The 22,947-nt window shown below is 64.5% G+C and carries 25 protein-coding genes; 22 read left to right on the top strand and 3 right to left on the bottom strand.

From position 1 onward, the window contains the following. Positions 1-96: 96 nt before the first annotated feature. From phnF to A3CW_RS0105580, 4 genes are all read left to right on the top strand, one after another. Positions 97-852 carry a phosphonate metabolism transcriptional regulator PhnF gene (phnF, locus tag A3CW_RS0105595; RefSeq protein WP_028202677.1) on the top strand — a complete coding sequence of 252 codons (756 nt, stop codon included), beginning with the start codon at positions 97-99 and terminating at the stop codon, positions 850-852. Next, a complete protein-coding gene (locus A3CW_RS0105590; protein WP_028202676.1) occupies positions 849-1,577 on the top strand; it encodes a DUF1045 domain-containing protein in 729 nt (242 codons plus the stop codon). Before phnF ends, A3CW_RS0105590 begins: the two co-directional genes overlap by 4 nt. Further along, complete coding sequence (gene phnN, locus A3CW_RS0105585; RefSeq protein ID WP_028202675.1) at positions 1,574-2,125, top strand: phosphonate metabolism protein/1,5-bisphosphokinase (PRPP-forming) PhnN; 552 nt, start codon at positions 1,574-1,576, stop codon at positions 2,123-2,125. Before A3CW_RS0105590 ends, phnN begins: the two co-directional genes overlap by 4 nt. A 125-nt stretch (positions 2,126-2,250) precedes the next feature. After that, positions 2,251-3,171: a LysR family transcriptional regulator gene (locus A3CW_RS0105580; RefSeq protein ID WP_028202674.1), complete on the top strand. Its 921-nt coding sequence runs from the start codon at positions 2,251-2,253 to the stop codon at positions 3,169-3,171. A 59-nt stretch (positions 3,172-3,230) separates the two neighbouring features. Here the strand turns inward: A3CW_RS0105580 and A3CW_RS0105575 are convergent, their stop codons facing one another. Further along, positions 3,231-4,055 carry an IclR family transcriptional regulator gene (locus tag A3CW_RS0105575; protein ID WP_035512392.1) on the bottom strand — a complete coding sequence of 275 codons (825 nt, stop codon included), beginning with the start codon at positions 4,053-4,055 and terminating at the stop codon, positions 3,231-3,233. Here A3CW_RS0105575 and A3CW_RS0105570 point away from each other — a divergent pair. From A3CW_RS0105570 to pcaF, 6 genes are all read left to right on the top strand, one after another. Then, positions 4,054-4,275, top strand: coding sequence for a hypothetical protein (locus A3CW_RS0105570; protein WP_028202672.1), 222 nt, complete (start codon positions 4,054-4,056; stop codon positions 4,273-4,275). The two genes, A3CW_RS0105575 and A3CW_RS0105570, sit on opposite strands and share 2 nt — an antisense overlap. Positions 4,276-4,711: 436 nt before the next feature. Beyond that, the gene (gene cyoA, locus A3CW_RS0105565; protein WP_035512391.1) at positions 4,712-5,605 is read left to right on the top strand and encodes a ubiquinol oxidase subunit II; all 894 of its coding nucleotides are present in this window, start codon (positions 4,712-4,714) and stop codon (positions 5,603-5,605) included. A 5-nt stretch (positions 5,606-5,610) separates the two neighbouring features. Then, a complete protein-coding gene (gene cyoB, locus A3CW_RS0105560) occupies positions 5,611-7,620 on the top strand; it encodes a cytochrome o ubiquinol oxidase subunit I (RefSeq protein WP_028202670.1) in 2,010 nt (669 codons plus the stop codon). Then, positions 7,620-8,231: a cytochrome o ubiquinol oxidase subunit III gene (gene cyoC / locus A3CW_RS0105555; RefSeq protein WP_028202669.1), complete on the top strand. Its 612-nt coding sequence runs from the start codon at positions 7,620-7,622 to the stop codon at positions 8,229-8,231. Before cyoB ends, cyoC begins: the two co-directional genes overlap by 1 nt. Beyond that, positions 8,232-8,552, top strand: coding sequence for a cytochrome o ubiquinol oxidase subunit IV (gene cyoD, locus A3CW_RS0105550; RefSeq protein ID WP_028202668.1), 321 nt, complete (start codon positions 8,232-8,234; stop codon positions 8,550-8,552). Positions 8,553-8,846: 294 nt separating this feature from the next. Beyond that, positions 8,847-10,049 (top strand): 3-oxoadipyl-CoA thiolase, encoded by a 1,203-nt coding sequence (pcaF, locus tag A3CW_RS0105545; protein ID WP_028202667.1) that lies wholly within the window; start codon positions 8,847-8,849, stop codon positions 10,047-10,049. 97 nt (positions 10,050-10,146) lie between these two features. On the opposite strand, the gene A3CW_RS50090 is transcribed toward pcaF, so the two are convergent. Both A3CW_RS50090 and A3CW_RS52245 read right to left on the bottom strand, forming a co-directional pair. After that, the gene (locus A3CW_RS50090) at positions 10,147-10,611 is read right to left on the bottom strand and encodes a hypothetical protein (RefSeq protein ID WP_051481248.1); all 465 of its coding nucleotides are present in this window, start codon (positions 10,609-10,611) and stop codon (positions 10,147-10,149) included. A 298-nt stretch (positions 10,612-10,909) separates the two neighbouring features. Further along, complete coding sequence (locus A3CW_RS52245; protein ID WP_154677866.1) at positions 10,910-11,128, bottom strand: hypothetical protein; 219 nt, start codon at positions 11,126-11,128, stop codon at positions 10,910-10,912. 258 nt (positions 11,129-11,386) lie between these two features. Between A3CW_RS52245 and A3CW_RS50560 the strand changes: the two genes are divergently transcribed. From A3CW_RS50560 to A3CW_RS0105480, 12 genes are all read left to right on the top strand, one after another. Then, positions 11,387-11,557, top strand: coding sequence for a Flp family type IVb pilin (locus tag A3CW_RS50560; protein ID WP_063750804.1), 171 nt, complete (start codon positions 11,387-11,389; stop codon positions 11,555-11,557). 178 nt (positions 11,558-11,735) lie between these two features. Then, positions 11,736-12,272 carry an A24 family peptidase gene (locus tag A3CW_RS0105530; protein ID WP_028202666.1) on the top strand — a complete coding sequence of 179 codons (537 nt, stop codon included), beginning with the start codon at positions 11,736-11,738 and terminating at the stop codon, positions 12,270-12,272. Positions 12,273-12,358: 86 nt separating this feature from the next. Continuing rightward, on the top strand, positions 12,359-13,186 hold the full coding sequence (gene cpaB, locus A3CW_RS0105525; protein WP_028202665.1) for a Flp pilus assembly protein CpaB: 828 nt from the start codon (positions 12,359-12,361) through the stop codon (positions 13,184-13,186). Positions 13,187-13,291: 105 nt separating this feature from the next. Further along, positions 13,292-15,160 carry a type II and III secretion system protein family protein gene (locus A3CW_RS45365; protein WP_081771533.1) on the top strand — a complete coding sequence of 623 codons (1,869 nt, stop codon included), beginning with the start codon at positions 13,292-13,294 and terminating at the stop codon, positions 15,158-15,160. Between the two features lie 20 nt (positions 15,161-15,180). Continuing rightward, positions 15,181-15,480, top strand: a complete 300-nt coding sequence (locus A3CW_RS0105515) for a hypothetical protein (protein WP_028202664.1) — start codon at positions 15,181-15,183, stop codon at positions 15,478-15,480. Between the two features lie 41 nt (positions 15,481-15,521). Next, positions 15,522-16,730, top strand: a complete 1,209-nt coding sequence (locus tag A3CW_RS0105510) for an AAA family ATPase (protein ID WP_028202663.1) — start codon at positions 15,522-15,524, stop codon at positions 16,728-16,730. A 12-nt stretch (positions 16,731-16,742) separates the two neighbouring features. After that, complete coding sequence (locus tag A3CW_RS0105505; RefSeq protein WP_028202662.1) at positions 16,743-18,098, top strand: CpaF family protein; 1,356 nt, start codon at positions 16,743-16,745, stop codon at positions 18,096-18,098. 30 nt (positions 18,099-18,128) lie between these two features. Next, positions 18,129-19,106 carry a type II secretion system F family protein gene (locus tag A3CW_RS0105500; protein WP_028202661.1) on the top strand — a complete coding sequence of 326 codons (978 nt, stop codon included), beginning with the start codon at positions 18,129-18,131 and terminating at the stop codon, positions 19,104-19,106. 53 nt (positions 19,107-19,159) lie between these two features. After that, positions 19,160-20,137 carry a type II secretion system F family protein gene (locus A3CW_RS0105495; protein ID WP_028202660.1) on the top strand — a complete coding sequence of 326 codons (978 nt, stop codon included), beginning with the start codon at positions 19,160-19,162 and terminating at the stop codon, positions 20,135-20,137. 42 nt (positions 20,138-20,179) lie between these two features. Further along, positions 20,180-20,734, top strand: a complete 555-nt coding sequence (locus A3CW_RS0105490; RefSeq protein WP_245623544.1) for a TadE/TadG family type IV pilus assembly protein — start codon at positions 20,180-20,182, stop codon at positions 20,732-20,734. A gap of 36 nt (positions 20,735-20,770) precedes the next feature. Further along, positions 20,771-21,979, top strand: coding sequence for a pilus assembly protein TadG-related protein (locus A3CW_RS0105485; protein WP_081771532.1), 1,209 nt, complete (start codon positions 20,771-20,773; stop codon positions 21,977-21,979). 275 nt (positions 21,980-22,254) lie between these two features. Next, positions 22,255-22,872, top strand: coding sequence for a hypothetical protein (locus A3CW_RS0105480; RefSeq protein WP_051481245.1), 618 nt, complete (start codon positions 22,255-22,257; stop codon positions 22,870-22,872). Positions 22,873-22,947 lie beyond the last annotated feature (75 nt).

The following is a 22,947-nucleotide window of genomic DNA, read 5'->3' as shown; positions in this document are numbered from 1 at the left end:
TCCAGTCCGGGCGCAATGAAGGTTTTCATATTTACATCACGCCCTGCGCACTACAATGCACAAAACGCTATTGGAACCGAGAGGAATGACAGCACCATGACATCGAACGACGAGGCGCCGTCCAGCCTGCTTGAGCGCGGCGCGGGTGTGGCGGTGTGGCGGCAGATCGAGCAGATCCTCGCAGCGGAGATTGCGGCGAAGGGTTTCGGCGAAGACGGCCGGCTGCCTAGCGAGGGCGAGCTTGCGCGCCGCTTCGACGTGAACCGCCACACGGTGCGGCGCGCGATGCTGGGCCTCGCGGCGTTGGGGCTCGTGAGCGTGGAGCAGGGGCGCGGCACCTTCGTGCAGCCCGGCGCGATCGACTACACCATCGGCAAGCGCACGCGCTTTACCGAGAACCTGAAGCGCCATCAGCATTCGGCGGCGGGCAAGCTGCTCGCGTCGTCGCGTGGCAAGGCCGACCCCACGGTCGCCAAGGCGCTCGGCCTCCGCGCGGGCGCGCTCGTCTACCGGCTCGAAACGCTGCACGAGTCGGACGGCGTGCCGCTCACTTACGCGCGCAGCTGGTATCCCGCCGCGCGCTTCGCCGATCTGCCCGTGGTCATGGAGCGCGTCGACAGCACCTCGAAGGCCCTCGCCGAATACGGCGTGACCGACTATCTGCGCAAGTGGAGCCGTATCGGCAGCGTGCTGCCCGAGGCCGAGGTGGCGCGGCGCCTGAACATCAACCGGCAGCAGCCGGTGCTGTGGGTGGAAAACGTCGACGTCGATCTCGAAGGCGTGCCGATCAAGTACGGCATCACGCACTTCGCCGCCGACCGCGTGCAGCTAATGGTGGAGCACGACCTATGAGCGTGCTGCACGAAGACGGGAACGAAGCCACGCGCTTCGCGCTTTACTATGCGCCGCCGCGCGAATCGGTGTGGTGGCACGCGGGCTGCGCGTGGCTTGGCCGCGATCCGGAGACGGGCGACACCCTCGCGCCGCCGCCGTGGCTCGCCGGCCAGCCGCAGCCGCTGGAAACGCTCACGGTCGCGCCACGCCGCTATGGCTGGCACGGCACCCTCGTGCCGCCGTTCCGTCTCGCGCCGGGCGTGACGCCCGCGGCGCTCCTGGTCGCCGCGCAGCAGTGGGCGCAGGGGCAGGCGCGCTTCGAAGCCAGTGTCGAGGCGGCGCTGCTCGGCCGCTTCGTGGCGCTGCGCCCCGCCGACGATGCCGGCGAAACCGCGCTGCGAGAACTGGCCGCCAACGCACTGCGCGCGCTCGGCTCGCTGCGCGCCCCGCAAACGCCCGCCGAACTCGCGAAGCGCCTGGACGCGCCGCTCACGCAGCGTCAGCGCGCTTACGTCGAAACATGGGGCTATCCGTACGTGTTCGAAGAATTCCGCTTTCACATGACGCTATCCGATTCGCTGAACGACGCGCAAACGTGCGCGCAACTCGTCGATGCCTGGAACACGCAGATGCACGACGCCAACCCGCTGCCGGTGGAAGGCGCGGCGCTCTTCGTCGAGCCCGGGCCGGGCGCGCCGTTCGCGTTGTGGCGCCGCTTGCCGTTCGCGGGGGCTCGTGCATGAAGGGCGGCCTGATCTACGTGATGGGGCCTTCGGGCGCGGGCAAGGACACGCTGCTGCGTTACGCGCGCGAGCGCCTGTCCGGCGAAGACGTCGTCTTCGCGCATCGCTACATCACGCGCGAAGACAGCGGTGGCGAGAACCACATCGCGCTCACCGAGGCCGAATTCGAGGCGCGTTCGCAGCGCTGCCTCTTCGCATTGCAATGGCGCAGCCACGCGCTGCGCTACGGCGTGGGCGTGGAGATCGACCAATGGATGGCGCTTGGCTGCACCGTCGTGGTGAACGGTTCGCGCGCCTACGCGGGCGAGGCGTTCGAGCGCTACCCGCGCATGACGCTCGTGCACATCGAAGCCGCGCAGCACGTGCTGGCCGCGCGCCTCGCATCCCGGGCGCGCGAAACGCCCGAGCAGGTCGCGTTGCGTCTCGCGCGGCGCGCGCCGTTCGAGGTGCCGTCGGGCGTCGCGTTCGCGCGCATCGACAATTCGGGGCACCTGGAGGAGGCGGGCGGGGCATTCGTCAAGCTCGTGCGGCAGGTGGCGGCCGGATAGTCGCGGCGCCGTCATTGAGCGTCGCTTAACAGCCGCTTAAAGACTCGAACGGGCCGGGGGATTTTTGGTTGGGCGCGGTTGCCATGAGAAGATGCAGGCGACCCGAGAACTCAACGAGAATGCCCTTGGACCGTTTCCAGGAGATGCAGATTTTCACGCGCATCGTCGACCGCCGCAGCTTCACACAGGCGGCCGAGGATCTGAACCTGCCGCGCGCGACGGTCACCAACTCGATCAAGCGTCTCGAAGCGCGCCTCGGCGTGCGTCTGCTCGAACGCACCACGCGCCAGGTCAAGCCGACGCTCGACGGCGACGCCTACTACCAGCGCTGCATGCGGTTGCTCGCCGACCTCGAGGAAACCGAGGAGGCGTTTCGCGACACCGATCCGCAGGGGCGCTTGCGCGTGAACATGCAGGGCACGCTCACGCAGTATTTCGTGATGCCGCGCCTGCCCGACTTTCTCGCGCGCTATCCGCGCGTCGAGCTCTTCATCGGCTCGGGCGACCACTTCGTCGATCTCGTGCGCGAGGGCGTGGATTGCGTGCTGCGCGCGGGCGAGCTGACCGACTCCTCGATGATCGCGCGGCGTGTGGCGCTGCTGGAGCAGGTGACCTGCGCGAGCCCCGCGTATCTGGAACGGCACGGCGACCCCGAGTCGATCGAGGCGCTCGCCGGTACGCACACGGACAATCCGGGCCGGCCCGGCCATCGGGCCGTGAACTATGTTTCGCCTGCCACGGGCCGCGCGCTTCCGCTTGAATTCACGACCGCTGACGGCATTGCCCGCGTGACGCTGCCGGGCCCGGTGGCCGTCAACGGCGCGGAACTCTACGCGGCCGGCGCGCTAGCGGGGCTCGGCATCGCGCAGGTGCCGCGCTACCGCGTGCGCGAACTGCTCGCCAACGGCGAGCTGTGCGTCGTGCTGCCGGCGCATCCGCCGCCGCCCTTGCCGGTCTCGGTGCTGTACCCGCAGAACCGCCAGTTGTCGCTGCGCGTGCGCGCTTTCGCCGACTGGCTCGTGCAGGTGTTTGCCGAGGTTGCCTGAAATGGCTCGAGCGCGCCGGGGCGGTTTGCCCAGTCGCACCCGGTTGCTATCAGTTGTCTTTACGTGCGCCGCGCGACCATGCCGGACACACGCGCCGCGGCTTGCTGAAGCGGATCGAGGAAGGTCTTCACCATCTGTTTGGCCGACGTGCGCTGCGCGTTGCCGCTGATGTTCATCGCGGCGATCACACGGCCCTGCCGGTTGCGGATAGGCGCGGAGATCGAGATGAGGCCGCCTTCCAGTTCCTGATCGACGATGGCCCAGCCCTGCTGGCGCACCTGAGCGATGATCTTCTTGAGTTCGCCGACGTCGGTGACCGTGCGCCCCGTATGCGCATAGAGCGGTGAGGAGCCGAGCGTTTCGTCGAGCGAGGCGTCGTCGAGCGAGGCCAGCAGCACGCGCCCCATGGAGGTGCAGTACGCGGGCAGGCGGCTGCCGATCGAGAGGTTGATCGTCATGATCTTGTGCGTGGGCACGCGCAGCACATAGACGATTTCGGTGCGGTCGAGCACGGCGGCCGAGCAGCTCTCGTGCACTTCCTGCGACAGCTCTTCCATTACCGGCTCGGCGAGATTCCAGAACGGCATCGACGTGAGGTACGCGAAGCCCAGGTCGAGAATGCGCGGGGTGAGGCGAAAGAGCCGCCCCTCGGCTTCGACGTAGCCGAGCGTCTGCAGCGTGAGCAGAATGCGGCGCGCCCCGGCGCGCGTGAGGCCCGTGGCGGCGGCGACGTCGGTGAGGGTCTGCTCGGGATGCTCGGCGTTGAACGCGCGGATCACCGAAAGCCCGCGCGCGAACGACTGCACATAGGAGTCGCCCGGTTTTTCGGGAATCTCCTGCTGGTCGGCGGAGCGGTCTGGCGAGGCACTGGAAGCAGAATTCATGGGCGTGGCGTTCGATCTTGCTGCGGCACTTGAAGAACCTATCAAGATAACCCAAGCGATCGGTTTCGCCAACAAGCGGCGAAGGCGGCGAAGGCGAGGCGGGCGCAAACTTTCGGGGCAGCGCGCCCGCGTCAACATCGATAGTGCGGCGTGGCATGACATGCGTCAAATGCGCACGTCAGATCATTTGACATTCAGCTATTTGATTCCGGTCAATTAATTTCGGTGCGAAAAATGATTGACGCGCGAATTGATCATTTAGATCTGAATACCGGCTTGGCCTGAGATTAAAGCGAGATAAAAATAATGTCTAAATTCGAATGAATTGGAAAATTTTCTGATCATTCTTCGATTGGGACGTGCGCGTCGTTGGTCCTCTTTCTTGCTTGAGCGCGTGTAGGCCTTCACGCTGAAACCTCCGTGCAATGAGCGTTTTCTTGATGAAAGCTATTGGAAAGATAATTGCGGCTTTCCGTCGCGCTTGCCTGGGCGAGCTTTGTCCCGCTAGCTAATACTTAGCAAAGATCAAATTTTGAGATTGTTGCTTTCCGTAGAATCGCGCTGAATACGATACGGGTGCATTTTGCGTGGCGAATTTGCGATGCAAATGTGTTGGGTGTTACGAGTTTTGGTGGACAACGGAAGAACAGGCAAACATGAAAGACAGAAAAGCCTTTAAAAGGTGGTTAATCCCCCTCGGCAGCGGGCTGCTCGTTTCTCTTGCGGGGTGCAGCGGCAATTTCGCCGTGCTGGACCCGAAGGGCAGCGTGGGCGCGGCCGAGAAGTCGCTCATCCTCACGGCCACATGGGCCATGCTGCTGGTCGTGGTGCCCGTCATCATCCTGACACTCCTGTTCGCGTGGCGCTATCGCGCCTCGAACCGCAACGCGACCTACGCGCCGAAGTGGGCTCACTCCACGGCGATCGAAGTGGTGGTCTGGGCCATTCCGGCCGCAATCATCCTGTTCCTCGCCATCCTCACGTGGCGCACCTCGCACGAACTCGACCCGTACAAGCCGCTGGAGTCGAGCGTGAAGCCCATCAACGTCGAGGTCGTCGCGCTCGACTGGAAGTGGCTCTTCATCTACCCCGACCTCGGCATTGCCTCGGTGAACCAGCTCGCCGTGCCGGTGGGCACGCCGGTCAACTTCCGCATCACGTCGGACTCGGTGATGAACTCATTCTTCATCCCGCAGCTGGGCACCCAGGTCTACGCCATGGCGGGCATGCAAACGCGTCTGCACCTGATCGCCGACGAAGCGGGCGATTTCGACGGGCTCTCGTCCAACTACAGTGGCAAGGGTTTCTCGGACATGAAGTTCCGCACGCTCGCCACGAGCCAGCAGGACTTCGACGCGTGGGTGCAGAAGGTGAAGACGTCGTCCACCCAGCTTTCGATGGACGAGTACGCCACGGTTGCGAAGCCGCAGGAGAAAGCGCCGGTGCAGTACTTCTCGACCGTCGACCCGAAGCTCTTCAATAACATCATCGCGAAGTACAACAACGGGCACGTCACGAATTTCGACCCGTCCTGCGTGACCAAGGGGTAAGCAGCATGTTCGGAAAACTCACATTAGAGGCGATCCCGTTCGATCAGCCCATCATTATGGGCGCGGCGGCGTTCATGGCGCTGATCGTCGTCGGCGTGCTCGGTCTCGTCACCGTGACCGGCAAGTGGAAGTACATCTGGACCGAGTGGCTCACGAGTGTGGACCACAAACGCATCGGCGTGATGTACATGATCGTGGCGGTGCTCATGCTCGTGCGCGGCTTCGCCGACGCGGTCATGATGCGTATCCAGCAGGCCATGGCGTTCGATTCGCCCGGCTACCTGCCGCCACATCACTTCGACCAGATCTTCACCGCGCACGGCGTCATCATGATCTTCTTCATGGCGATGGCGCTCATGGTCGGTTTCTTCAACCTCGTCGTGCCCCTGCAGATCGGCGCGCGCGACGTGGCGTTCCCGTTCCTGAACTCGCTTTCGTTCTGGATGACGGCGATCAGCGCGATCCTCATCAACCTCTCGCTCGTGATCGGCGAGTTTGCGAAGGTGGGCTGGCTCGCGTATCCGCCGCTCTCCGAATTGCAGTTCAGTCCAGACGTGGGGGTGGACTACTACATCTGGTCGGTCCAGCTCTCCGGTGTCGGCACGTTGATCACGGCCGTGAACTTCTTCGTCACGATCATCAAGATGCGCGCGCCCGGCATGACGCTCATGAAGATGCCCGTGTTCACGTGGACGGCGCTGTGCTCGAACGTGCTCATCATGGCCACGTTCCCGATCCTCACGATCGCGGTGGCGCTGCTCGGCCTCGACCGCTACGTCGGCACGCACTTCTTCACGAACGAGCTTGGCGGCAACGCCATGCTGTATCTGAACCTGATCTGGGCGTGGGGCCACCCCGAGGTGTACATCCTCGTGCTGCCTGCGTTCGGCATCTATTCGGAGGTGATGGCCACGTTCTGCAAGAAGCCGCTGTTCGGCTACAAGACGATGGTGTACGCCTCGTGCGCGATCATGGTGCTGGCGTTCCTCGTGTGGGCGCACCACTTCTTCACGATGGGTTCGGGCGCGGACGTCAACGCGTTCTTCGGTATCGCGACGATGATCATCGCCATTCCCACCGGCGTGAAGATCTTCAACTGGCTGTTCACGATGTATCGCGGCCGTGTGCACTTCACCGCGCCCGTGCTCTGGACCATCGGCTTCATGGTGACGTTCTCGATCGCCGGCATGACCGGCGTGATGCTCGCGATTCCGGGTGCGGACTTCGTGCTCCACAACTCGCTCTTCCTGATCGCTCACTTCCACAACGCGATTATCGGCGGCGTGGTGTTCGGTTACCTCGCGGGCCTGCAGTACTGGTTCCCGAAGGTGTTCGGTCTGAAGCCCAGCGAAAAGCTCGGCAAGGCGTCGTTCTGGTGCTGGTTCGTCGGCTTCTACGTGGCCTTCGTGCCCCTCTACGTGCTCGGTTTCATGGGCGCAACGCGCCGCACCAACCACTACGACGTGCCCGAATGGCATCCGTACTTCATCGTCGCCGCGATCGGCTCAGCGATCATCGCGCTCGGCATCGTGTTCCAGGTCCTGCTCTGGGTCATGGCCTTCGTCAACCGCAACAAGGCCGAATGCAAGGACGTGACGGGCGACCCGTGGGACGGCCGCACGCTCGAATGGGCAACGTCGTCGCCGCCGGCGGTCTATAACTTCGCGGTCATTCCGCACGTGGACGACATCGACGCCTTCGCACACATGAAGGAAGCGGGCCGCGGTCCGGGGCTCGTCGCGAAATATAGCGACATCCACATGCCGTCGAACACGTCGGCGGGCTTCTTCATCGGCATCTTCAGCCTCGTGCTGGGTTTCGCGGCAGTGTGGCACATCACGTGGCTTGCGGTGCTCGGGTTCGTTGGCGTCGCGCTGACGGTCATCCTCAAGAGCTTCGGCAACAACGACGGTTATTACATTCCGGCCGCGAAGGTCCGCGAGATCGAAGAACGCCGCTTTGGCACCGGCGCCGCCGTGCCCAAGCGTGACCTGGTCGCCGAGGAGGCAGTCTGATGTCACAGAAAACCAATGCGGCAACCTTTGCCGAACTCGCTCACCACGATCACCCACAGTCGCACTCGGTATTCGGCTTTTGGGTCTACCTGATGACTGACTGCCTGCTGTTCGCGGCGCTGTTCGCCACGTTCGGCGTGCTGGGCCACCAGTTCGCGGGCGGCCCCACGGGCAAGGACCTGTTCGACATTCCGGGCGTGGCGCTCGAAACGGCCGTGCTGCTGCTTTCGAGCATCACGTACGGCTTCGCGATGATCGGCGCGCACCAGCGCAAGAACGGCATGGTGCTCGGCTGGCTCGCCGTCACCTTCATTCTGGGCGCGTCGTTCCTCGTGCTCGAACTGCGCGAATTTTCGCACCTGATCGCAGAAGGCGCGGGCCCGCAGCGCAGCGCGTTCCTTTCGTCGTTCTTCACGCTTGTCGCCACGCACGGCCTGCACGTGTTCTTCGGCCTGATGTGGATGCTCGTGATGATGATCCAGGTGGTTCGCGCGCGGCAGCTGGGCGAGCAGGAGATCCGCCGCCTCACGTGCCTGAGCCTCTTCTGGCACTTTCTCGACGTGGTGTGGATCTGCGTGTTTTCTTTTGTCTATCTGGGGAGCGTGCTCTAAATGGCTCAATCTCATGCAGAGTCGCACGGCAGCCTCGGCAGCTATGTGGCGGGCTTCATTCTTTCGGTGCTGCTTACCGCGGGCGCATTCGGCATTGTCCTGCACGGCACGCTCGATGCCACCACGGCCATGATCGTGATCGCGGTGCTTGCCTTCGTGCAGGTGGTCGTGCACCTCGTGTTCTTCCTGCATCTGAACACGTCACCGGGGCAGGGCTGGAACGTGCTGTCGCTCGCGTACACGGTGCTGGCCGCCGCGTTCCTGATCTTCGGCACCATCTGGGTCATGCACAACGTCGGCGCACTCATGATGTCGCGTTAAGCGTTTGCCTCACGGGCTGGCGCCTCGCGCCCGCCTGAACTTGCGAAGCCGCACAGGCACCCGTCCTGTGCGGCTTTTTCGTTTTTGGAGCCAGGTCCACGTGCTTGACACCCATCCCGGGACACGCCTATTATGGCCATCAAATTGTTCGATTAACGATCATCGGTTCGACAGTCGAACAAATCGCACGAGGACGTGCGCGTTCGAGCTCCCATTTTCGCCCGCGCAGTCCGTCAATCTCAATCATCTTTGCATGGGATCGCATCAAGTGCCTGCGATCGAAAGGAGACTCACATGACGGAAGCATTCATCTGCGACGCGGTTCGCACGCCTATTGGCCGCTACGCGGGCGCCCTGGCCCAGGTTCGCGCCGACGACCTCGGCGCCGTTCCGCTCAAAGCGCTCATGGAGCGCAACAAGGACGTGGACTGGACGGCGATCGACGACGTCATCTACGGCTGCGCGAACCAGGCGGGCGAGGACAACCGTAACGTCGCGCGCATGTCGTCGCTGCTGGCGGGCTTGCCGCAGGCCGTGCCGGGCTCGACGGTGAACCGCCTGTGCGGCTCCGGCATGGACGCCGTGGGCATTGCCGCGCGCGCGCTCAAGTCGGGTGAAACCGGGCTGATGATTGCGGGCGGCGTGGAAAGCATGAGCCGCGCGCCGTTCGTCATGGGCAAGTCGGCGAGCGCCTTCGCTCGCGACGCCGCGATCTACGACACGACGATTGGCTGGCGCTTCGTCAATCCGCTGATGAAGCAGCAGTACGGCGTGGATTCGATGCCGGAAACGGGCGAAAACGTCGCCGTCGATTACAACGTGAGCCGCGCCGATCAAGATGCGTTCGCGGTTCGCAGCCAGCAGAAGGCGGCTCGCGCCCAGGCGGACGGGACGCTTGCGCAGGAGATCGTCGCGGTGACGATTGCGCAGAAGAAGGGCGATCCGATTGTTTTCTCGCGCGACGAGCATCCGCGTGAAACGAGCATCGAAGCGCTGGCCAAGCTCAAGGGCGTCGTGCGCCCGGATGGCTCGGTGACGGCTGGCAATGCTTCGGGCGTGAACGATGGAGCTTGCGCGCTGCTCCTCGCCAACGAGGAGAACGCGAAGCGTTTCGGGCTCGTGCCGCGTGCGCGCGTGCTCGGTATCGCGACGGCTGGCGTCGCGCCGCGCGTGATGGGCATTGGTCCCGGGCCCGCTACGCAGAAGCTCCTCGCGCGTCTGAACATGACCATCGACCAGTTCGATGTTATCGAGTTGAACGAAGCTTTTGCATCGCAAGGGCTCGCCGTGCTGCGCATGCTCGGCGTCGCGGATGACGATCCTCGCGTCAACCCTAACGGCGGGGCGATTGCACTTGGGCATCCGCTCGGGATGAGCGGCGCGCGGCTCGTGACGACCGCCACGTATCAGCTCCATCGCACGCAAGGTCGCTTCGCGCTTTGCACGATGTGTATCGGCGTGGGGCAGGGGATTGCGATCGCGATCGAGCGTGTCTGATTTTTGATCGCCCTGAATTGAAAAAGCCGCGGATCGATTTGGTCCGCGGCTTTTTTGTTTTGCTGCGCGCCTTCGTCCTTCCTTGAGGCGCTCTCGTTCAGGTTGGGTCGCCTACGTGCGGTTGCGACGGCAATGCCGAACGGTCCGCGGCCCGCGCAAGGCCCTTGTCGCGGTCGGCCGAGATATGGCTATTCGTTTCGCTCAAGCCCCGCTCGCTCATATGGCTCGCCGACCTTCCGTCCGCATGCAAGCTATGGCCGTGTGCGTGATGCCCCGCCCGGTCGCCCGCTCGCGCCAGGCCCTTGTCACGGTCCGCTGAAACGTGGCTGTTCGTGTTGCTGAAACCCACATGGCTCATATGGCCCAGCGACACGCCGTCCATGTGGCCGACGCTCGCGTGCCCAACGCCCACGCCCGCACCCAGCGCGGCGCCATTGCCATTTCCGCCGCCGTTGCCGCCTCCGCTACCACCGCCATTGCCGCCGCCATGCGCGTAGGCCGTAACCGATGCGCACGCCAGCAGGCAGGCCGCCGCTGCAATGATCGTTCGTGCTTTTCTCACTATCGTCTCCCCAAGACTTTCGACGCGTCGATTGTATGAGTAGCACCGATTGCCAGGTGTGCCCCATGTGTAATCGTCTGTAAGTACTGTATCGAGTCTGTCGGCGTGGTCCGTTGTTGCGGGCGCACGACGGTGATGTGCGTATGGAGTGCCAACTTTCAAAAAGCCTTCTGCAAACCTTTCCAGCATCCCGACCGGGCTATCCCGCATGCGGCGTCCCTGACTGCATGCATGTCGCCCCGCCATCTACTGGCGCATTCCATTGGTGCGCGTCTGTTCTGCGAATGTAGTTGTAAAATCAATCAAATTTTGCGACATGAGCGGATGGAATTTTGTCTTCCATGGTGGAATAGTGCTTAAAACAAGGCATTAAATAAATATCGATGTCTAAAAAATAAAATGAAGGAATCTCTATGGAAGCGCTCCCGCCTTTTGTGGAAGCGTTTCCGCCCGCCTGCCTCATTGATACAAGGCGCATAAGCACTAACCCGCACGCGCGAACGATGGTCGTCGACAAGCTACTGGCTTCCCCTGATATCGCTTACCCGAGAGCCTTGTCTCATGCGGTTTCGCGGGATCGGGAAGCATCGGTTCAGTGAAGGATTTAGCTAAAAGTGCCCCGCAAACAAAACGTTCATCAACGTTGCGGAGCGCACAATTCCCCGGTGAGAAATCAACTAAAAAGTAATCGCCTGCTCGACGAACTCGTTGACCGAGTCACACGAGAAGACGGGCAGGTCGGGGTGACCAATTAATCAATCAAGTGGAGTTAGACATGCAAAACATCATCGCTACGGCAAAGCGCTTCATCAACGACGAAGAAGGCGCAACGGCAGTCGAATACGGTTTGATCGTCGCACTGATCGCGGCGGTCATCGTAACCACCGTCAAGACGCTCGGCACCGACATCAATAACGCGTTCACCACGATCGTCAACGCGCTGTAACCGCTGCACCGTTCGGGGGGCGCCTGAAGGCGTCCACCCGAATACAAATCAATGAATGATGTGTCCGGCGATCGGTGTGCCGGACGATAGAACAAGCAGCGTGCCTGGCGTGTCCACCAAAGAGACACCTTGCCGCAACCGCTTGAACTACAAAAAAACCGAAACGGGGTAGACCATGATCATCGCGCATCTTCCGCCGCAGCCCATTCCGCTTGCGGTGACCTTGACAGTAGTGCTGGCGGCCAGCACGGACCTCACGACACGCCGCGTACCCAATCCCTTGATCGCATTCGGACTGATCGCATCGCTGGTAGCGCAGCTCTGGCTGAGCGGCCCGCTCGAGGGCTTCGCTCAATGGATCGAGGGCATTCTGGCGGGCTTCGCGCTTCTCTTTCCTGTTTATCTGCTCGGCGGCACGGCCGCGGGCGATGTGAAGCTCCTGATGCTCGTCGGCGCCTGGGTCGGCCCTGAAGCCACCCTGGCCGTCGCGATCATGACCTTCCTGTTCGGCGGCGGCTGGGCCCTCGCACTGGTTCTCGTGCGCGGACGCCTTTCCAGACTGCTCGCCAACGTCGCATGCCTGTTCGGCTCGCTGTCCCACGGCGGCCGGAAGCTGGGTCGCCTGGAAGAGATTCCGGGCGGGTCGGTCGGCATGATTCCCTACGCGGCCGCCATCGCCGCCGGGACCATCGTCGTGCTTTCCCGCGCCGCATAGTCCGGCCGCCGAATCCCACTGACACGCAACTAGCAAGGCGCCGCACGGCATGTCGCCGATCGACGCAATTTGATTAGGAGGACGACATGAAAAACAGGCGCGCTCTTTCCATGCTGGCGATTGCCATGCTCACCGGCTTTGCTGCGGTGCTATTCGCGTCGCGATGGCTCATTCAGACCTCGTCGGGGACGACGGTACCCGTGACCGTCGCTGCCGACGACATCAATCTCGGGCAGCCGCTGAACGAAGCGATGGTTCGCACGATCAACTGGCCGAGAGATAGCGTCCCGCCCGGCGCCTTCGCGACCCCGAAGTCGCTCGATGGGCGCGTGGTGCGCACGAGTCTCACGCGCGGCGAGCCGGTGCTCGAGTCGAAGCTCGCTCCGGTGGGAACGAAAGGCGGGCTCTCGGCCGTGATCGGCGAGGGGCGCCGCGCCATCACCGTGCGCGTGAACGATGTGGTGGGCGTGGCCGGCTTCGCGCTGCCCGGCAACTACGTCGACGTGATTGTGAATACCCAGCAGGGCGCCAATCACAACGATGGTCAAAGCATTTCCAAGATCGTCCTCGAGAAGATTCTCGTGCTGGCCGTTGCGCAGCAGGTCAATCGTGACGACACCGCGCCGAAGGTGGTCAATGCAGTCACGCTCGAAGTGACGCCGGAACAGGCCGAGCAACTCGATCTCGCGCGCAGCGTCGGCACGTTGTCGCTGGTGCTGCGCAACCAGGTGGACCACGACATGCTGAAGACGGACGGCGCGACCAAGCAAACGCTGCTCGGTCAACCGGTGCCCGTTCCGCTGCCGGCCGAGCCGCCCAAGCCGGTGAAGGTGAAGTATCACGCACGTGCGGAGGCGAAGCGAGACTGCATCGGCGTGCTTTCGGGGGTGCAGGGAAGTCAGGAATGCTTTTGAATCCATCTGAAGCGACTACGCACGTTAGATGCAAGTCGTGACAGGTACATAACGTGAGGAACGTGTGGATCTCGATCCAGACGATCTGCTACGGGGGACCACAAGATGAACGACCAAAAAGTTAAGCGGCTCGGGACGGACCAGCGAATTCACCGCCCATGGACGATCGCCACGGCGATCTGGGTCAGCGCCGGTCTCATGTGCGCGGGACCTGCTGGCGCCCAGGTGGCGGCCGAAGAGGGCGCACTCTCCAGGAACGCCGCCGCAGCGGCGCCGATGCAGATGGGGCAGATTGGCAAAGGACCGATGCAGATGACAATCAGCATGGGGCCGACGCCGGGCAGCACCGGCGCGCCCAAGGCCGTCGCAGGGCCGCTGCGCGGGCCGAACTGCGTGGGCGAGATCAGCGGCGAGCGCAGTGTCGTCGTGCCGCTCGGTAAATCGATTCTCGTGCCGGTCGACGAACCGGTGCGCAACCGCACGCTCGGCAACCCCGAGATCGCGCAGGCCACGATGGTGTCGCCGAGGACGCTCTATCTCGTGGGCCAGTCGGTCGGGACGACCAACATGATCGTGCAGGGCCGCAGCGGGACGTGCCAGGTGATCGACGTGATCGTGAGCGCGGACGCGGGCGGCCTTCACCAGGCGCTCGCGCAGCTTCTGCCCGACGAGCGCGACATTCGCGTCTCCACTGCCGCCGACAACCTTGTGCTCGCGGGGCACGTGTCGAGCGCCCAGGCGGCGCAACAGGCCGTCGAAATCGCGAAGGTGTTCGGTGTGACCCCGGCGGGTGGGCCCGGTGCCAGCACGAAGACGGGCGGCGTGATCAACATGCTGACGGTCGATTCGCCGCAACAGGTCATGCTCGAAGTGAAGGTGGCCGAGGTCGACAAGACGCTGATCGACCAGCTCGGCTCGGCGATCAACATCCAGGGCGGCTTCGGGTCCTGGACCGGCGCGCTCGTGAGCAATCTGCTCGCGGGCGTGTCGAGCGCATTCGCGCTTTCGAAGGCGAACAACAAGCCGTTCCAGCTCGCCATGGATGCGCAGAAGACCGATCAGCTCGTCAAGATTCTCGCCGAGCCGAATCTCGTGACGATCAGCGGCCAGGAGGCGACCTTCCTGGCAGGCGGCGAGGTCTTCATCCCGGTGCCGCAAAGTGGCGGAGGCTCAGGCGCCAACGTGTACACGCTGCAGAAGGAGGAGTTCGGCGTGGGCCTGAAGTTCACGCCCACGGTGGTCGGCAACGGCCGCATCAACCTCAAGGTGGCGCCGGAGGTTTCGGAGCTGTCGCCGACGGGCGTCACGCTGACCGCGTCGAACATCAACGGCTCGACGATCCTGCCGCTCATTACGACGCGGCGCGCCTCGACGACCGTGCAGATGGCCGACGGCGAGTCCTTCGCAATCGGCGGGCTGATCAGCAACAACATCACGGGCTCGCTCAAGGCGATACCGGGCCTCGGCGAGCTTCCCGTGCTCGGCGCGCTGATGCGCAGCACGTCGTTCCAGCAGGACCGCTCCGAGTTGCTCTTCATCATTACGCCGCATCTGGTGAAGCCGGTGAAGGCGCTCGCGCAGTTGCCGATGCCGACCGACAGCTTCACGCAGGTCAACGAGGCCGACGTGTACGCGACCGGCAACATGGAAGGGCGCGGTGCACGCAACACGGGTCGCTTCGCGCCTGCCGCGCCGCAATCGACGCAACCGGAGCCTGCCGGCGCGCCGCAGCCCGCGCCGTCGGCACCGACGCAGCCCGCCGCGGGAGCCGTCCCGGCGACGCCGGTCGCGCGGCCGGCGACAGTCGGCGAGATGGCGCTGCCGCACGAGAGCGGTGCCGTGGTGGTCGCGCAGGCGGTCGTCACGCAGCCGGTCACGGCGGCCCCGCTCGCGCCGCCACAGCCGGCGGGCGACGCTCAGCGCATCGAGCGGGATGCAGCCCGCATCGCCGCGGCCGAAGCCGTTGCTCACTGATCCGTGCCCAGGGGAACGTCATGACACGCAAACTTATCGCCACTCTTCGCCAGGCACTGCTGATCGTGCCGCTCGCGGCCGCACTCGGCGGTTGCATGACCAGCACGCCCATCTGGGATGCGCACTTCGGCGACGCCGTGAGGACGTCGATGCGCGCGCAGATCATCGACCCGGACGCCGCGCAGCACGCCTCGTCGCCGCAGGGCATCGACGGCAAAGCCGCCGACTCGGCGATGGTGCTCTACGACAAGTCTTACCAGCAGCCGCCCGCCGCCGACCACGCCTACTCGATGGGCGTAAACGGCAGCGCCGGCCAGTGAGGCGGCCGCGCACGGGCAACCTTCAGCGCAAGGATACGATCATGATCGACATACTCGTTACCTCAACGGATGAGGCGCGGCTTGGCGCTCTGCTGCGCCTGATCGCCGAATGCGGCGCCTACCGCACCACGCGTGTGAACGGCCGGCCTCTCGAGCTCGCGGGCCGCGCCGACACGCTCGAAGCGTTCGACGCGCTGATCGTCGACGCGCAGACGGTGCAGGGCGCGGACCTCGCGGCGGTGAGCGAGCTGTGCCGCCGCCACGAGCACCTCACGTGCATCCTGCTGCTTCCCGAGGCGTCGCCCGAGGCGCTGATCGAAGCGATGCGGGCGGGCTTTCGCGATGTGCTCACGGGCAGGCCGGAGCGCGCTGCGATCGGCGAGGCGCTGCAGCGCGCCGTTGGCCGGCGCGGCCAGCGCGGCGCGCGCGCCACGCGGATCGTCTCGTTCATGTCCTGCCGGGGCGGCGCAGGCACGAGCTTCATCGCGGCGAACGTCGCGCATCTCGTCGCGTCCATGCACGCGCAACGCGTGCTGCTCATCGATCTGAACCCGCTCTACGGCGATGCCGCGTTTCTCGTGACGTCCGAGACGCCGCCCTCGACGCTCGATCAGCTTTGTGCGCATGTCGACCGCATGGACGCGGCGTTTTTCGATGCGAGCGTCATGCATGTCGGCAGCCACTTCGACATCCTGGCCGGCGCCGGCGACCCGGTCAAGGCAGGCGAGATCCGTGCGGAGCGCCTCGAGTGGGTGCTCGGCGTCGCGATACCGCGCTACGACTGTGTGATCCTCGATCTCGGCCAGACGATCAGCCCGCTTTCGATGCTCGCACTCGATCGCAGCGACGAGATTCACGTCGTGCTGCAGACGAGCATGCCGCATCTGCGCGCGGGACGGCGTCTCATGGATATCCTCCAGTCGCTCGGTTACGGCCATGACAGGATCCGCCTCGTGCTGAACCGCCATACGCGCTACGGCGAGCAGGCGCGCGAAGCGGCGGCGGGCGTGCTCGGCATGAAGCCGCAGCAGGTCATTGCCGACGACCCTCGCGCGGTCGCCGAAGCGCTCAATCAGGGCGTGCCGATCGCAGACGCTGCGCGCAGCAGCCCGGTGACGCGCAGCCTGCAGGCGCTCGCCGCGAACATTGCCGTGCCCGTGCGCGCAACCGGCGGCACGAGCGCGAGGGGCGAGTCGCTCTTCGCGCGCCTCGTCGGCAGGCCGGCGACGCCGAAGCTCGGAACCCTTTAACGGAGACACGCCATGTCGCTTCGCGAACAGATCATCGGGCAACGCACGGAGGTGGGCGGTGCGGGGACCGCCGCCGGCCGGGCCCAATCCGACGCGTACCAGTCGTTGCGCTTCGAGATGCATCAGGCGGTGCTCGAACGTGTCGAACTCGAACGCCTCTCGCGCATGCCGCAGGAACAGATCCGCCAGGAGATCAGCGCGCTGATCGGGCGCCTTCTCGAGGACCGGAAGGCGCCGGCAAGCGACGCCGAACGCAGGCAGCTCTCCATCGACGTGTACGACGAGATGTTCGGCTTCGGTCCGCTCGAGGCGCTGCTGCGCGACCCGGGGGTTTCGGACATCCTCGTGAACACGGCGCGCCAGACCTATGTGGAGCGCAAGGGCCGGCTCGAACTCACCGACATCCAGTTCTACGACGATGCCCATCTGATGAAGGTGATCGAGAAGATCGTCTCGCGCGTGGGCCGGCGGATCGACGAATCGAGCCCGATGGTCGACGCGCGCCTGCCGGATGGTTCGCGCGTGAACGCGATCATCCCGCCGCTGGCCGTGGATGGCCCGCTCGTCTCGATCCGGCGCTTCGCCGTCAAGCCGCTGCAGGTGGCCGACATGGTCAATCTGCAGACGCTCACGCCACCCATGGCCGAGGTCCTCGACGGGCTGGCACGCGCCAAGGTGAACATCCTCGTTTCGGGCGGCACGGGTAGCGGCAAGACCACCTTGCTCAACGTGCTCTCGGGCTTCATTCCCGATAACGAGCGGATTGTGACGATCGAAGACGCCGCCGAGCTGCAGCTGCGCCAGGCGCATGTGCTGCGGCTCGAAACGCGCCCGCCCAATATCGAAGGACGCGGCGAGATCACGCAGCGCGCGCTCGTGCGCAACGCGCTGCGCATGCGGCCCGACCGCATCATCCTCGGCGAAGTGCGCGGCGCGGAGGCGCTCGACATGCTCAACGCGATGAACACCGGCCACGAAGGGTCGCTTGCGACGATCCACGCGAACACGCCTCGCGACGCGCTCACGCGCCTCGAGAACATGATCAGCCTGGGCGGCATCGCGTTGCCGCCGCGCACGATGCGCCAGCAGATCGCCTCGGCGATCACTGTGATCGTTCAGGTCGCGCGCTTGACCGACGGGCGCCGCAAGATCCTGAGCATCTCGGAGATCACCGGCATGGAAGGCGACGTGGTCAACATGCAGGAAATCTTCGCGTTCCGGCGCAACGGCATCGATTCGGGGGGCAACGTGCGCGGGTATTTCTGCGCGACCGGTGTGCGCCCCCAGTTTTGCGACCGGCTGTCCGCGTTCGGCGTGAACGTGCCGGATACGGTTTATGACCCGGGCCGTCGCTTCGAGACGATCTGAATCCTGCTCGGTGCATGCAAGGAGAAACGCATGAGCTCGACATTCATCACGGCAGCCGTGCTCCTGTTCGTCGCCGTAGTGCTGGGATGCCAGGGCGCGTGGGAGTGGTGGAACAGCCGCCACAGCGCGGTGGCCCGCCGTCTGCAGGCCCGTCTCGAAGCATTGGCGGCGGGGGGCGAAGCGCGCAAGGAAACGCTCTCGATCCTCAAGTCCCGGCGCCTGAGCAACTCGTCGCTGCTCGACCGTGCGCTGGGCATGACGCCGGGTATTCGCGCGCTCGACGCTTTCATCATGCAGGCGGGCGTACGCTGGTCGGTCATGGAGTTCCTCGGCATGTGCGCGGGGCTATCGCTCGCGGGTGCCGCAGTCGTATGGTTCGTGCATATGTCGCCCGCGGCGGTGCTTGCGGCTGCCGTGACCGGTGCGATCGCGCCCGTCGTCTATCTGAGGTGGCGCCGTGCACGCAGACTCCTGCAGTTCGTGCGCCAGTTGCCGGAAGTCTGCGACATGCTGGTGCGGGCGCTGCGCTCGGGACATGCCTTCTCCGGCGCGATCGACCTCGTCGGCACGCAGTTCTCCGAGCCGGCGGGCGGCGAGTTCCGCATCACGTTCGACGAGATCAACTATGGCGTGTCCCTCGGCGACGCGCTGACCGGACTCGCGAACCGCATGCCGGTGGCCGATCTGCGCTACCTCGTGATTGCCGTGCTGATCCAGCGCGAGACAGGTGGGAACCTGGCCGAACTGCTCGAAGGTATCGCGAGCCTGATTCGGGAGCGCTTCCGGCTCTTCGACAAGGTGCGGGTGCTCGCGGCCGAAGGCAAGCTGTCGGCGTGGGTGCTCGGCTTGCTGCCGTTCGGCTCGGCGGCGCTCATCCACGTGACCAACCCCACCTTTCTCGCGACGCTGTGGACGGATCCGGCGGGCGTGATGCTGCTGCAGATCGCGGCGTTCGACATGGTGTTCGGGGCGCTGTGGATTCGACGTATCGTGCGAATCCGCGTGTGAGGCGGTTTGGCTTTCGAGCAGAAAAAAAACACAGATTTCGACGGGGAAACATCATGCAAACGCTCGGCACAACGCAGTGGCTGTTGCTGGTCTGCCTGTTCGGCGGCGTGTGCGCACTGACCTTCGGTGCGCTCCATGTGCTCTCGCCGCGCAACCTGCGCCGGCGCATCGAGCAGGCAAGCGGCGAGGGGGGCGAAGGGGGGCTCGCCGCTGCGGCGCTCGCGGGCGGCCCCGGCGAGTCGGCATGGCTGGAGAAGCTGGCGGATCTTTCGGCGCCGCTTTCGAAGCTCTCGGTGCCCAGGGAAGGCTGGCATGTCTCGGCGCTGCGCGTGAAGCTCATGAACGCGGGCTGGCGCGCGCCGGGCGCGGTCGGCATCTACTTCGGCGCGCGCACCGTGCTGGCCATTTCGCTTCCGCTTGCGGCAGCCGTGTGGCGCGTGGGGTCGATGGCGCAGCTGGATCCGGGCCAGTTGCCGCTCCTGCTCGTCTCGCTCGCTGCCGTGGGCTACTACCTGCCTGGCGTCGTGTTGTCGCGCTGTATCGCGCGACGCAAGCGGACCATCTTCGAGGACTTTCCGGATGCGATCGACCTCATGACCGTTTGCGTCGAAGCGGGCCTGGGCCTCGATGCGGCCATGATGAAGGTCGCCGGGGAGATCCGGCTGCGCAGCCCTGTGGTCGCAAGCGAACTCGATCTGATGCTGCTCGAAATGCGCTCGGGCTTCTCGAAGGAGAAGGCACTGCGCAACTTCGCGATGCGCACCGGCGTGGAGGACATCGACGGGTTCGCGACGATGCTGATTCAGGCCGAACGCTTCGGCACGAGCATCGGCGCGTCGCTGCGCGTGCTATCGGACGCGTTGCGCACGCGCCGGCGCATGCGCGCGGAAGAGCAAGCGGCGAAGATCGCGCTGAAGCTGCTGTTTCCGTTGATGTTCTGCATCTTCCCGACGCTGCTCCTGGTGCTGATGGGGCCGGCGTTCATCAGCATCTACCGCTCGCTCGGGCCGAGCCTCTCGGGCGGCAACTGAGCGCGATTTCGCAGTGGATGGCACACACGCAGGGAGAGACACATGAAACGAGCGATGGCAGGCGCGCCACATCGGGCCGTCCTGGCGAGACGGCGTCAGGCCGTCACCTCTGGCCGGCATGCCCGCCGGTCGCCGCGCGCGGAGCGCGGTTCGACGATCGTCGAATTCGCACTGATCTTGCCGCTGTTGCTGATGCTGTTGTTCGGCATCGCGGAGATCGGCTTCATGCTCTACGACAAGACGGTGATCACCAGCGCGAGCCGTGCGGCCGCGAGACAGGGCGTGGCGTTTGGCGAAACCTCGACGGGGCAGCCGGTTTACCTTTCGGCCTCGACGATCCAGTCCATCGCGACAGGTGGACTATCGAGCATGCTGATCGGCCTCGGCAAAGCGACGACGCCGACCGTCACCGTCACGAGCTGCACGGCAGCAAGCAGCTGCACCACCGGAACCGGCTGCACCTCTGGCAACTCGCTGACGGTTGCCGTGAGCTACACGTTCCAGGGGCTCGTGCTGGGGGCCGTGATCAGCCCGTTCCCCGCGTCGTTCAAGAATGCGCTCACGCTCACGTCGTCCACGATGATGAGTTGCGAGTAGGGTCGCCACGCAGCTGCAAACCTTGCGAGGACCAACATGGACAAGATGACTCGACGCCGGCGCGTGGCGTGCATGCCGCGACTTTCGCGCCGCGAGAAGGGCACAGTCGCCATCCAGGTGGCCGTATTTCTCACCATGCTGCTTTTCGCGGCCGCTATTGCGATCGACATCGGGCGGTGGGTCGTCGTGCGCCATGAACTGCAAAATGCGGCGGACGCCGCAGCACTCGCGGGGGCACACACGTTGCCTGGTCAACTGGCCGCCAGCGCCGTACCCGCCACGTGGACGGCTGCCACGACCGCGGCGGACAGCGCCGCCACGCAATACGCCGGCGACAACGCCGCCAATGGCAAGGCGGCTTCGGCGCAGACCATACTCGTCGGCTACTACGACGTCGCCAACGTGCCGTCGACGGACGTTCCCACCTCGTTGTCGCAAACCATCACGTCGCCCACCGACAAGCCCGCCGTGCTCGTCACCGTCGGGCTGGCCGGCGGCAAGAATTTACCGCTGACTCTTGGATCGATGTTCGGCGTGACGAGCGTGCAAGCGAGTGCGACGGCCGTTGCCATTATTTCCGCGCCGGGGACGGCGCTGCCGGGCGTTCTTTTTCCGATCGCCATGAACCAGTGTGTTTATCAGAATCCGGCGTACTGGAGCAACGGTCAGCCGATCGCGGGCCAGGAGATCCAGATCGGCAATGGCGGGCCGTCGAACTGCGCTGGCGTGGCCGCGCAATGGACGGTGCTCACGCTCGACTCGAACCCGAGTGCATACGGCCCCTGCTCGGGCATGAGCCCGAGCAGCGTTCCCGCTGCCGATTGCCTGATGGTCAACGGCAACGGCCCCCCGCTATCGGTAGGCAATAACATCTCCATCCAGCCGGGCGTGAAGTCGACGATCTACAACAATTTCCCGGTCACGCCTCCCATGCAGGTGACGCTGCCGGTCGTTGCAGACGGCTCGATCATGAGCGGCGGCAGCGGTGGCGACACGCCGATCGTGGGTTTCGCTGCGTTCGACATTGACTACGTGATCGGGGCAAATGGCAATACGCAGCCACCATGCAAATCGAATCCGGTCTGCTCTAATTCGAAGGGCAATCCGCCATGCACGAAGTGCGTGATCGGGCATCTCACCTCGGGCCTCGCGGGGGGTACGACCGCCGGCGGCACCACGGCGTCATACTACGGCGCTGTCACGCCGCCGAGCCTCGCGCAGTTGCCATCGAGTGCGTGGTATTGAGCCCCTGCCGACGCAGACAGCAACGCCACGCTAAAAATAAGCATTTCGCGCTACGCAACAATTGCGCGATCCGTTTCAACACGTAATCGCACAGGATATTGAGCCTCTGCAAACTCCTCGGTAATTAGCCGTATTTGTTGGCGATAACTTGACCCGCCTTCGGCCAGGTAGCGTCCTCGTTTTAAGAGCCGCGCGTAGAATCGGCCGCACTTCGGCGCCACACGCCGATGCAAATACGGCAATCAATTCAAACCCGTTTGACGAGGAGAATGTGAATGACGAAGGCAGCGATTCTGGCGGCGGCATGGGTGATGGGCGTAGGCCTTTCGCAGGGGGCGTTCGCGCAAAACGACGCGCCCGCTTCGGCGCCGCAGGGGCAAAGCGCGCTCTCCAGCGCGGCGCAGGACGTGATTGCCAACGCGGAGCCGGTGCATATCCAGGCGAAGATCGTCGGCATCGATCGCGCTGCACGCGTCGTCACGCTGCGGGGGCCGCGCGGCAATGATGTCGATATCGCGCTCAGCCAGCAGGTCAACAACTTCGATCAACTTAAAGTGGGCGACACCGTCGACGTGCTCTACAAGAACGCGCTCCTCGTGACGGCCGAAAAGGTGACGGGCAAGGACAAGGGTATTCGCAAGCGTGTGGATACCAATGTCTATCTGCCCGCGTCGTCGGGCTACGACGCCGCGCGCCAGGTCGAAGTCCAGGCCACGGTGCAGCATATCAACGCGAAGAAGCGCGAAGTGACGCTGCGCGGCGCGTATCAGACCGTCACGCTGCAAGCCACGCCTGATATCGACCTCAAGACCTTGAAGGTCGGCGACACGGTCCACGCCGTGTTCGTTTCCGCTTATGCGTCGCAGGTGACGCCGGTCGCCGCCACGCAGTGAGCACCTAAAAAAGCCGGCGCAATATGGCGCCGGCTCCTTTTTACGATCCGAACGGGCGCCTCAGAAGGCGCCCGT

It is taken from the genome of Paraburkholderia nodosa DSM 21604, from assembly GCF_000519185.1.
In the GTDB taxonomy this organism is placed as follows: Bacteria; Pseudomonadota; Gammaproteobacteria; order Burkholderiales; family Burkholderiaceae; genus Paraburkholderia; species Paraburkholderia nodosa.
The sequence above is the reverse complement of the archived record's forward strand: the minus strand, read 5'-3'. Positions and strand labels throughout refer to the sequence as shown.

Excerpts from the sequence above, each read along its gene's own strand:
- phnF (WP_028202677.1), top strand. The coding sequence starts at position 97 with ATGACATCGAACGACGAGGCGCCGTCCAGCCTGCTTGAGCGCGGCGCG.
- A3CW_RS0105590 (WP_028202676.1), top strand. The coding sequence starts at position 849 with ATGAGCGTGCTGCACGAAGACGGGAACGAAGCCACGCGCTTCGCGCTT.
- phnN (WP_028202675.1), top strand. The coding sequence starts at position 1,574 with ATGAAGGGCGGCCTGATCTACGTGATGGGGCCTTCGGGCGCGGGCAAG.
- A3CW_RS0105570 (WP_028202672.1), top strand. The coding sequence starts at position 4,054 with ATGGGCGTGGCGTTCGATCTTGCTGCGGCACTTGAAGAACCTATCAAG.
- A3CW_RS0105575 (WP_035512392.1), bottom strand. The coding sequence starts at position 4,055 with ATGAATTCTGCTTCCAGTGCCTCGCCAGACCGCTCCGCCGACCAGCAG.
- cyoA (WP_035512391.1), top strand. The coding sequence starts at position 4,712 with ATGAAAGACAGAAAAGCCTTTAAAAGGTGGTTAATCCCCCTCGGCAGC.
- cyoB (WP_028202670.1), top strand. The coding sequence starts at position 5,611 with ATGTTCGGAAAACTCACATTAGAGGCGATCCCGTTCGATCAGCCCATC.
- cyoC (WP_028202669.1), top strand. The coding sequence starts at position 7,620 with ATGTCACAGAAAACCAATGCGGCAACCTTTGCCGAACTCGCTCACCAC.
- cyoD (WP_028202668.1), top strand. The coding sequence starts at position 8,232 with ATGGCTCAATCTCATGCAGAGTCGCACGGCAGCCTCGGCAGCTATGTG.
- pcaF (WP_028202667.1), top strand. The coding sequence starts at position 8,847 with ATGACGGAAGCATTCATCTGCGACGCGGTTCGCACGCCTATTGGCCGC.
- A3CW_RS50560 (WP_063750804.1), top strand. The coding sequence starts at position 11,387 with ATGCAAAACATCATCGCTACGGCAAAGCGCTTCATCAACGACGAAGAA.
- cpaB (WP_028202665.1), top strand. The coding sequence starts at position 12,359 with ATGAAAAACAGGCGCGCTCTTTCCATGCTGGCGATTGCCATGCTCACC.
- A3CW_RS45365 (WP_081771533.1), top strand. The coding sequence starts at position 13,292 with ATGAACGACCAAAAAGTTAAGCGGCTCGGGACGGACCAGCGAATTCAC.
- A3CW_RS0105515 (WP_028202664.1), top strand. The coding sequence starts at position 15,181 with ATGACACGCAAACTTATCGCCACTCTTCGCCAGGCACTGCTGATCGTG.
- A3CW_RS0105510 (WP_028202663.1), top strand. The coding sequence starts at position 15,522 with ATGATCGACATACTCGTTACCTCAACGGATGAGGCGCGGCTTGGCGCT.
- A3CW_RS0105505 (WP_028202662.1), top strand. The coding sequence starts at position 16,743 with ATGTCGCTTCGCGAACAGATCATCGGGCAACGCACGGAGGTGGGCGGT.
- A3CW_RS0105500 (WP_028202661.1), top strand. The coding sequence starts at position 18,129 with ATGAGCTCGACATTCATCACGGCAGCCGTGCTCCTGTTCGTCGCCGTA.
- A3CW_RS0105495 (WP_028202660.1), top strand. The coding sequence starts at position 19,160 with ATGCAAACGCTCGGCACAACGCAGTGGCTGTTGCTGGTCTGCCTGTTC.
- A3CW_RS0105490 (WP_245623544.1), top strand. The coding sequence starts at position 20,180 with ATGAAACGAGCGATGGCAGGCGCGCCACATCGGGCCGTCCTGGCGAGA.
- A3CW_RS0105485 (WP_081771532.1), top strand. The coding sequence starts at position 20,771 with ATGGACAAGATGACTCGACGCCGGCGCGTGGCGTGCATGCCGCGACTT.
- A3CW_RS0105480 (WP_051481245.1), top strand. The coding sequence starts at position 22,255 with ATGACGAAGGCAGCGATTCTGGCGGCGGCATGGGTGATGGGCGTAGGC.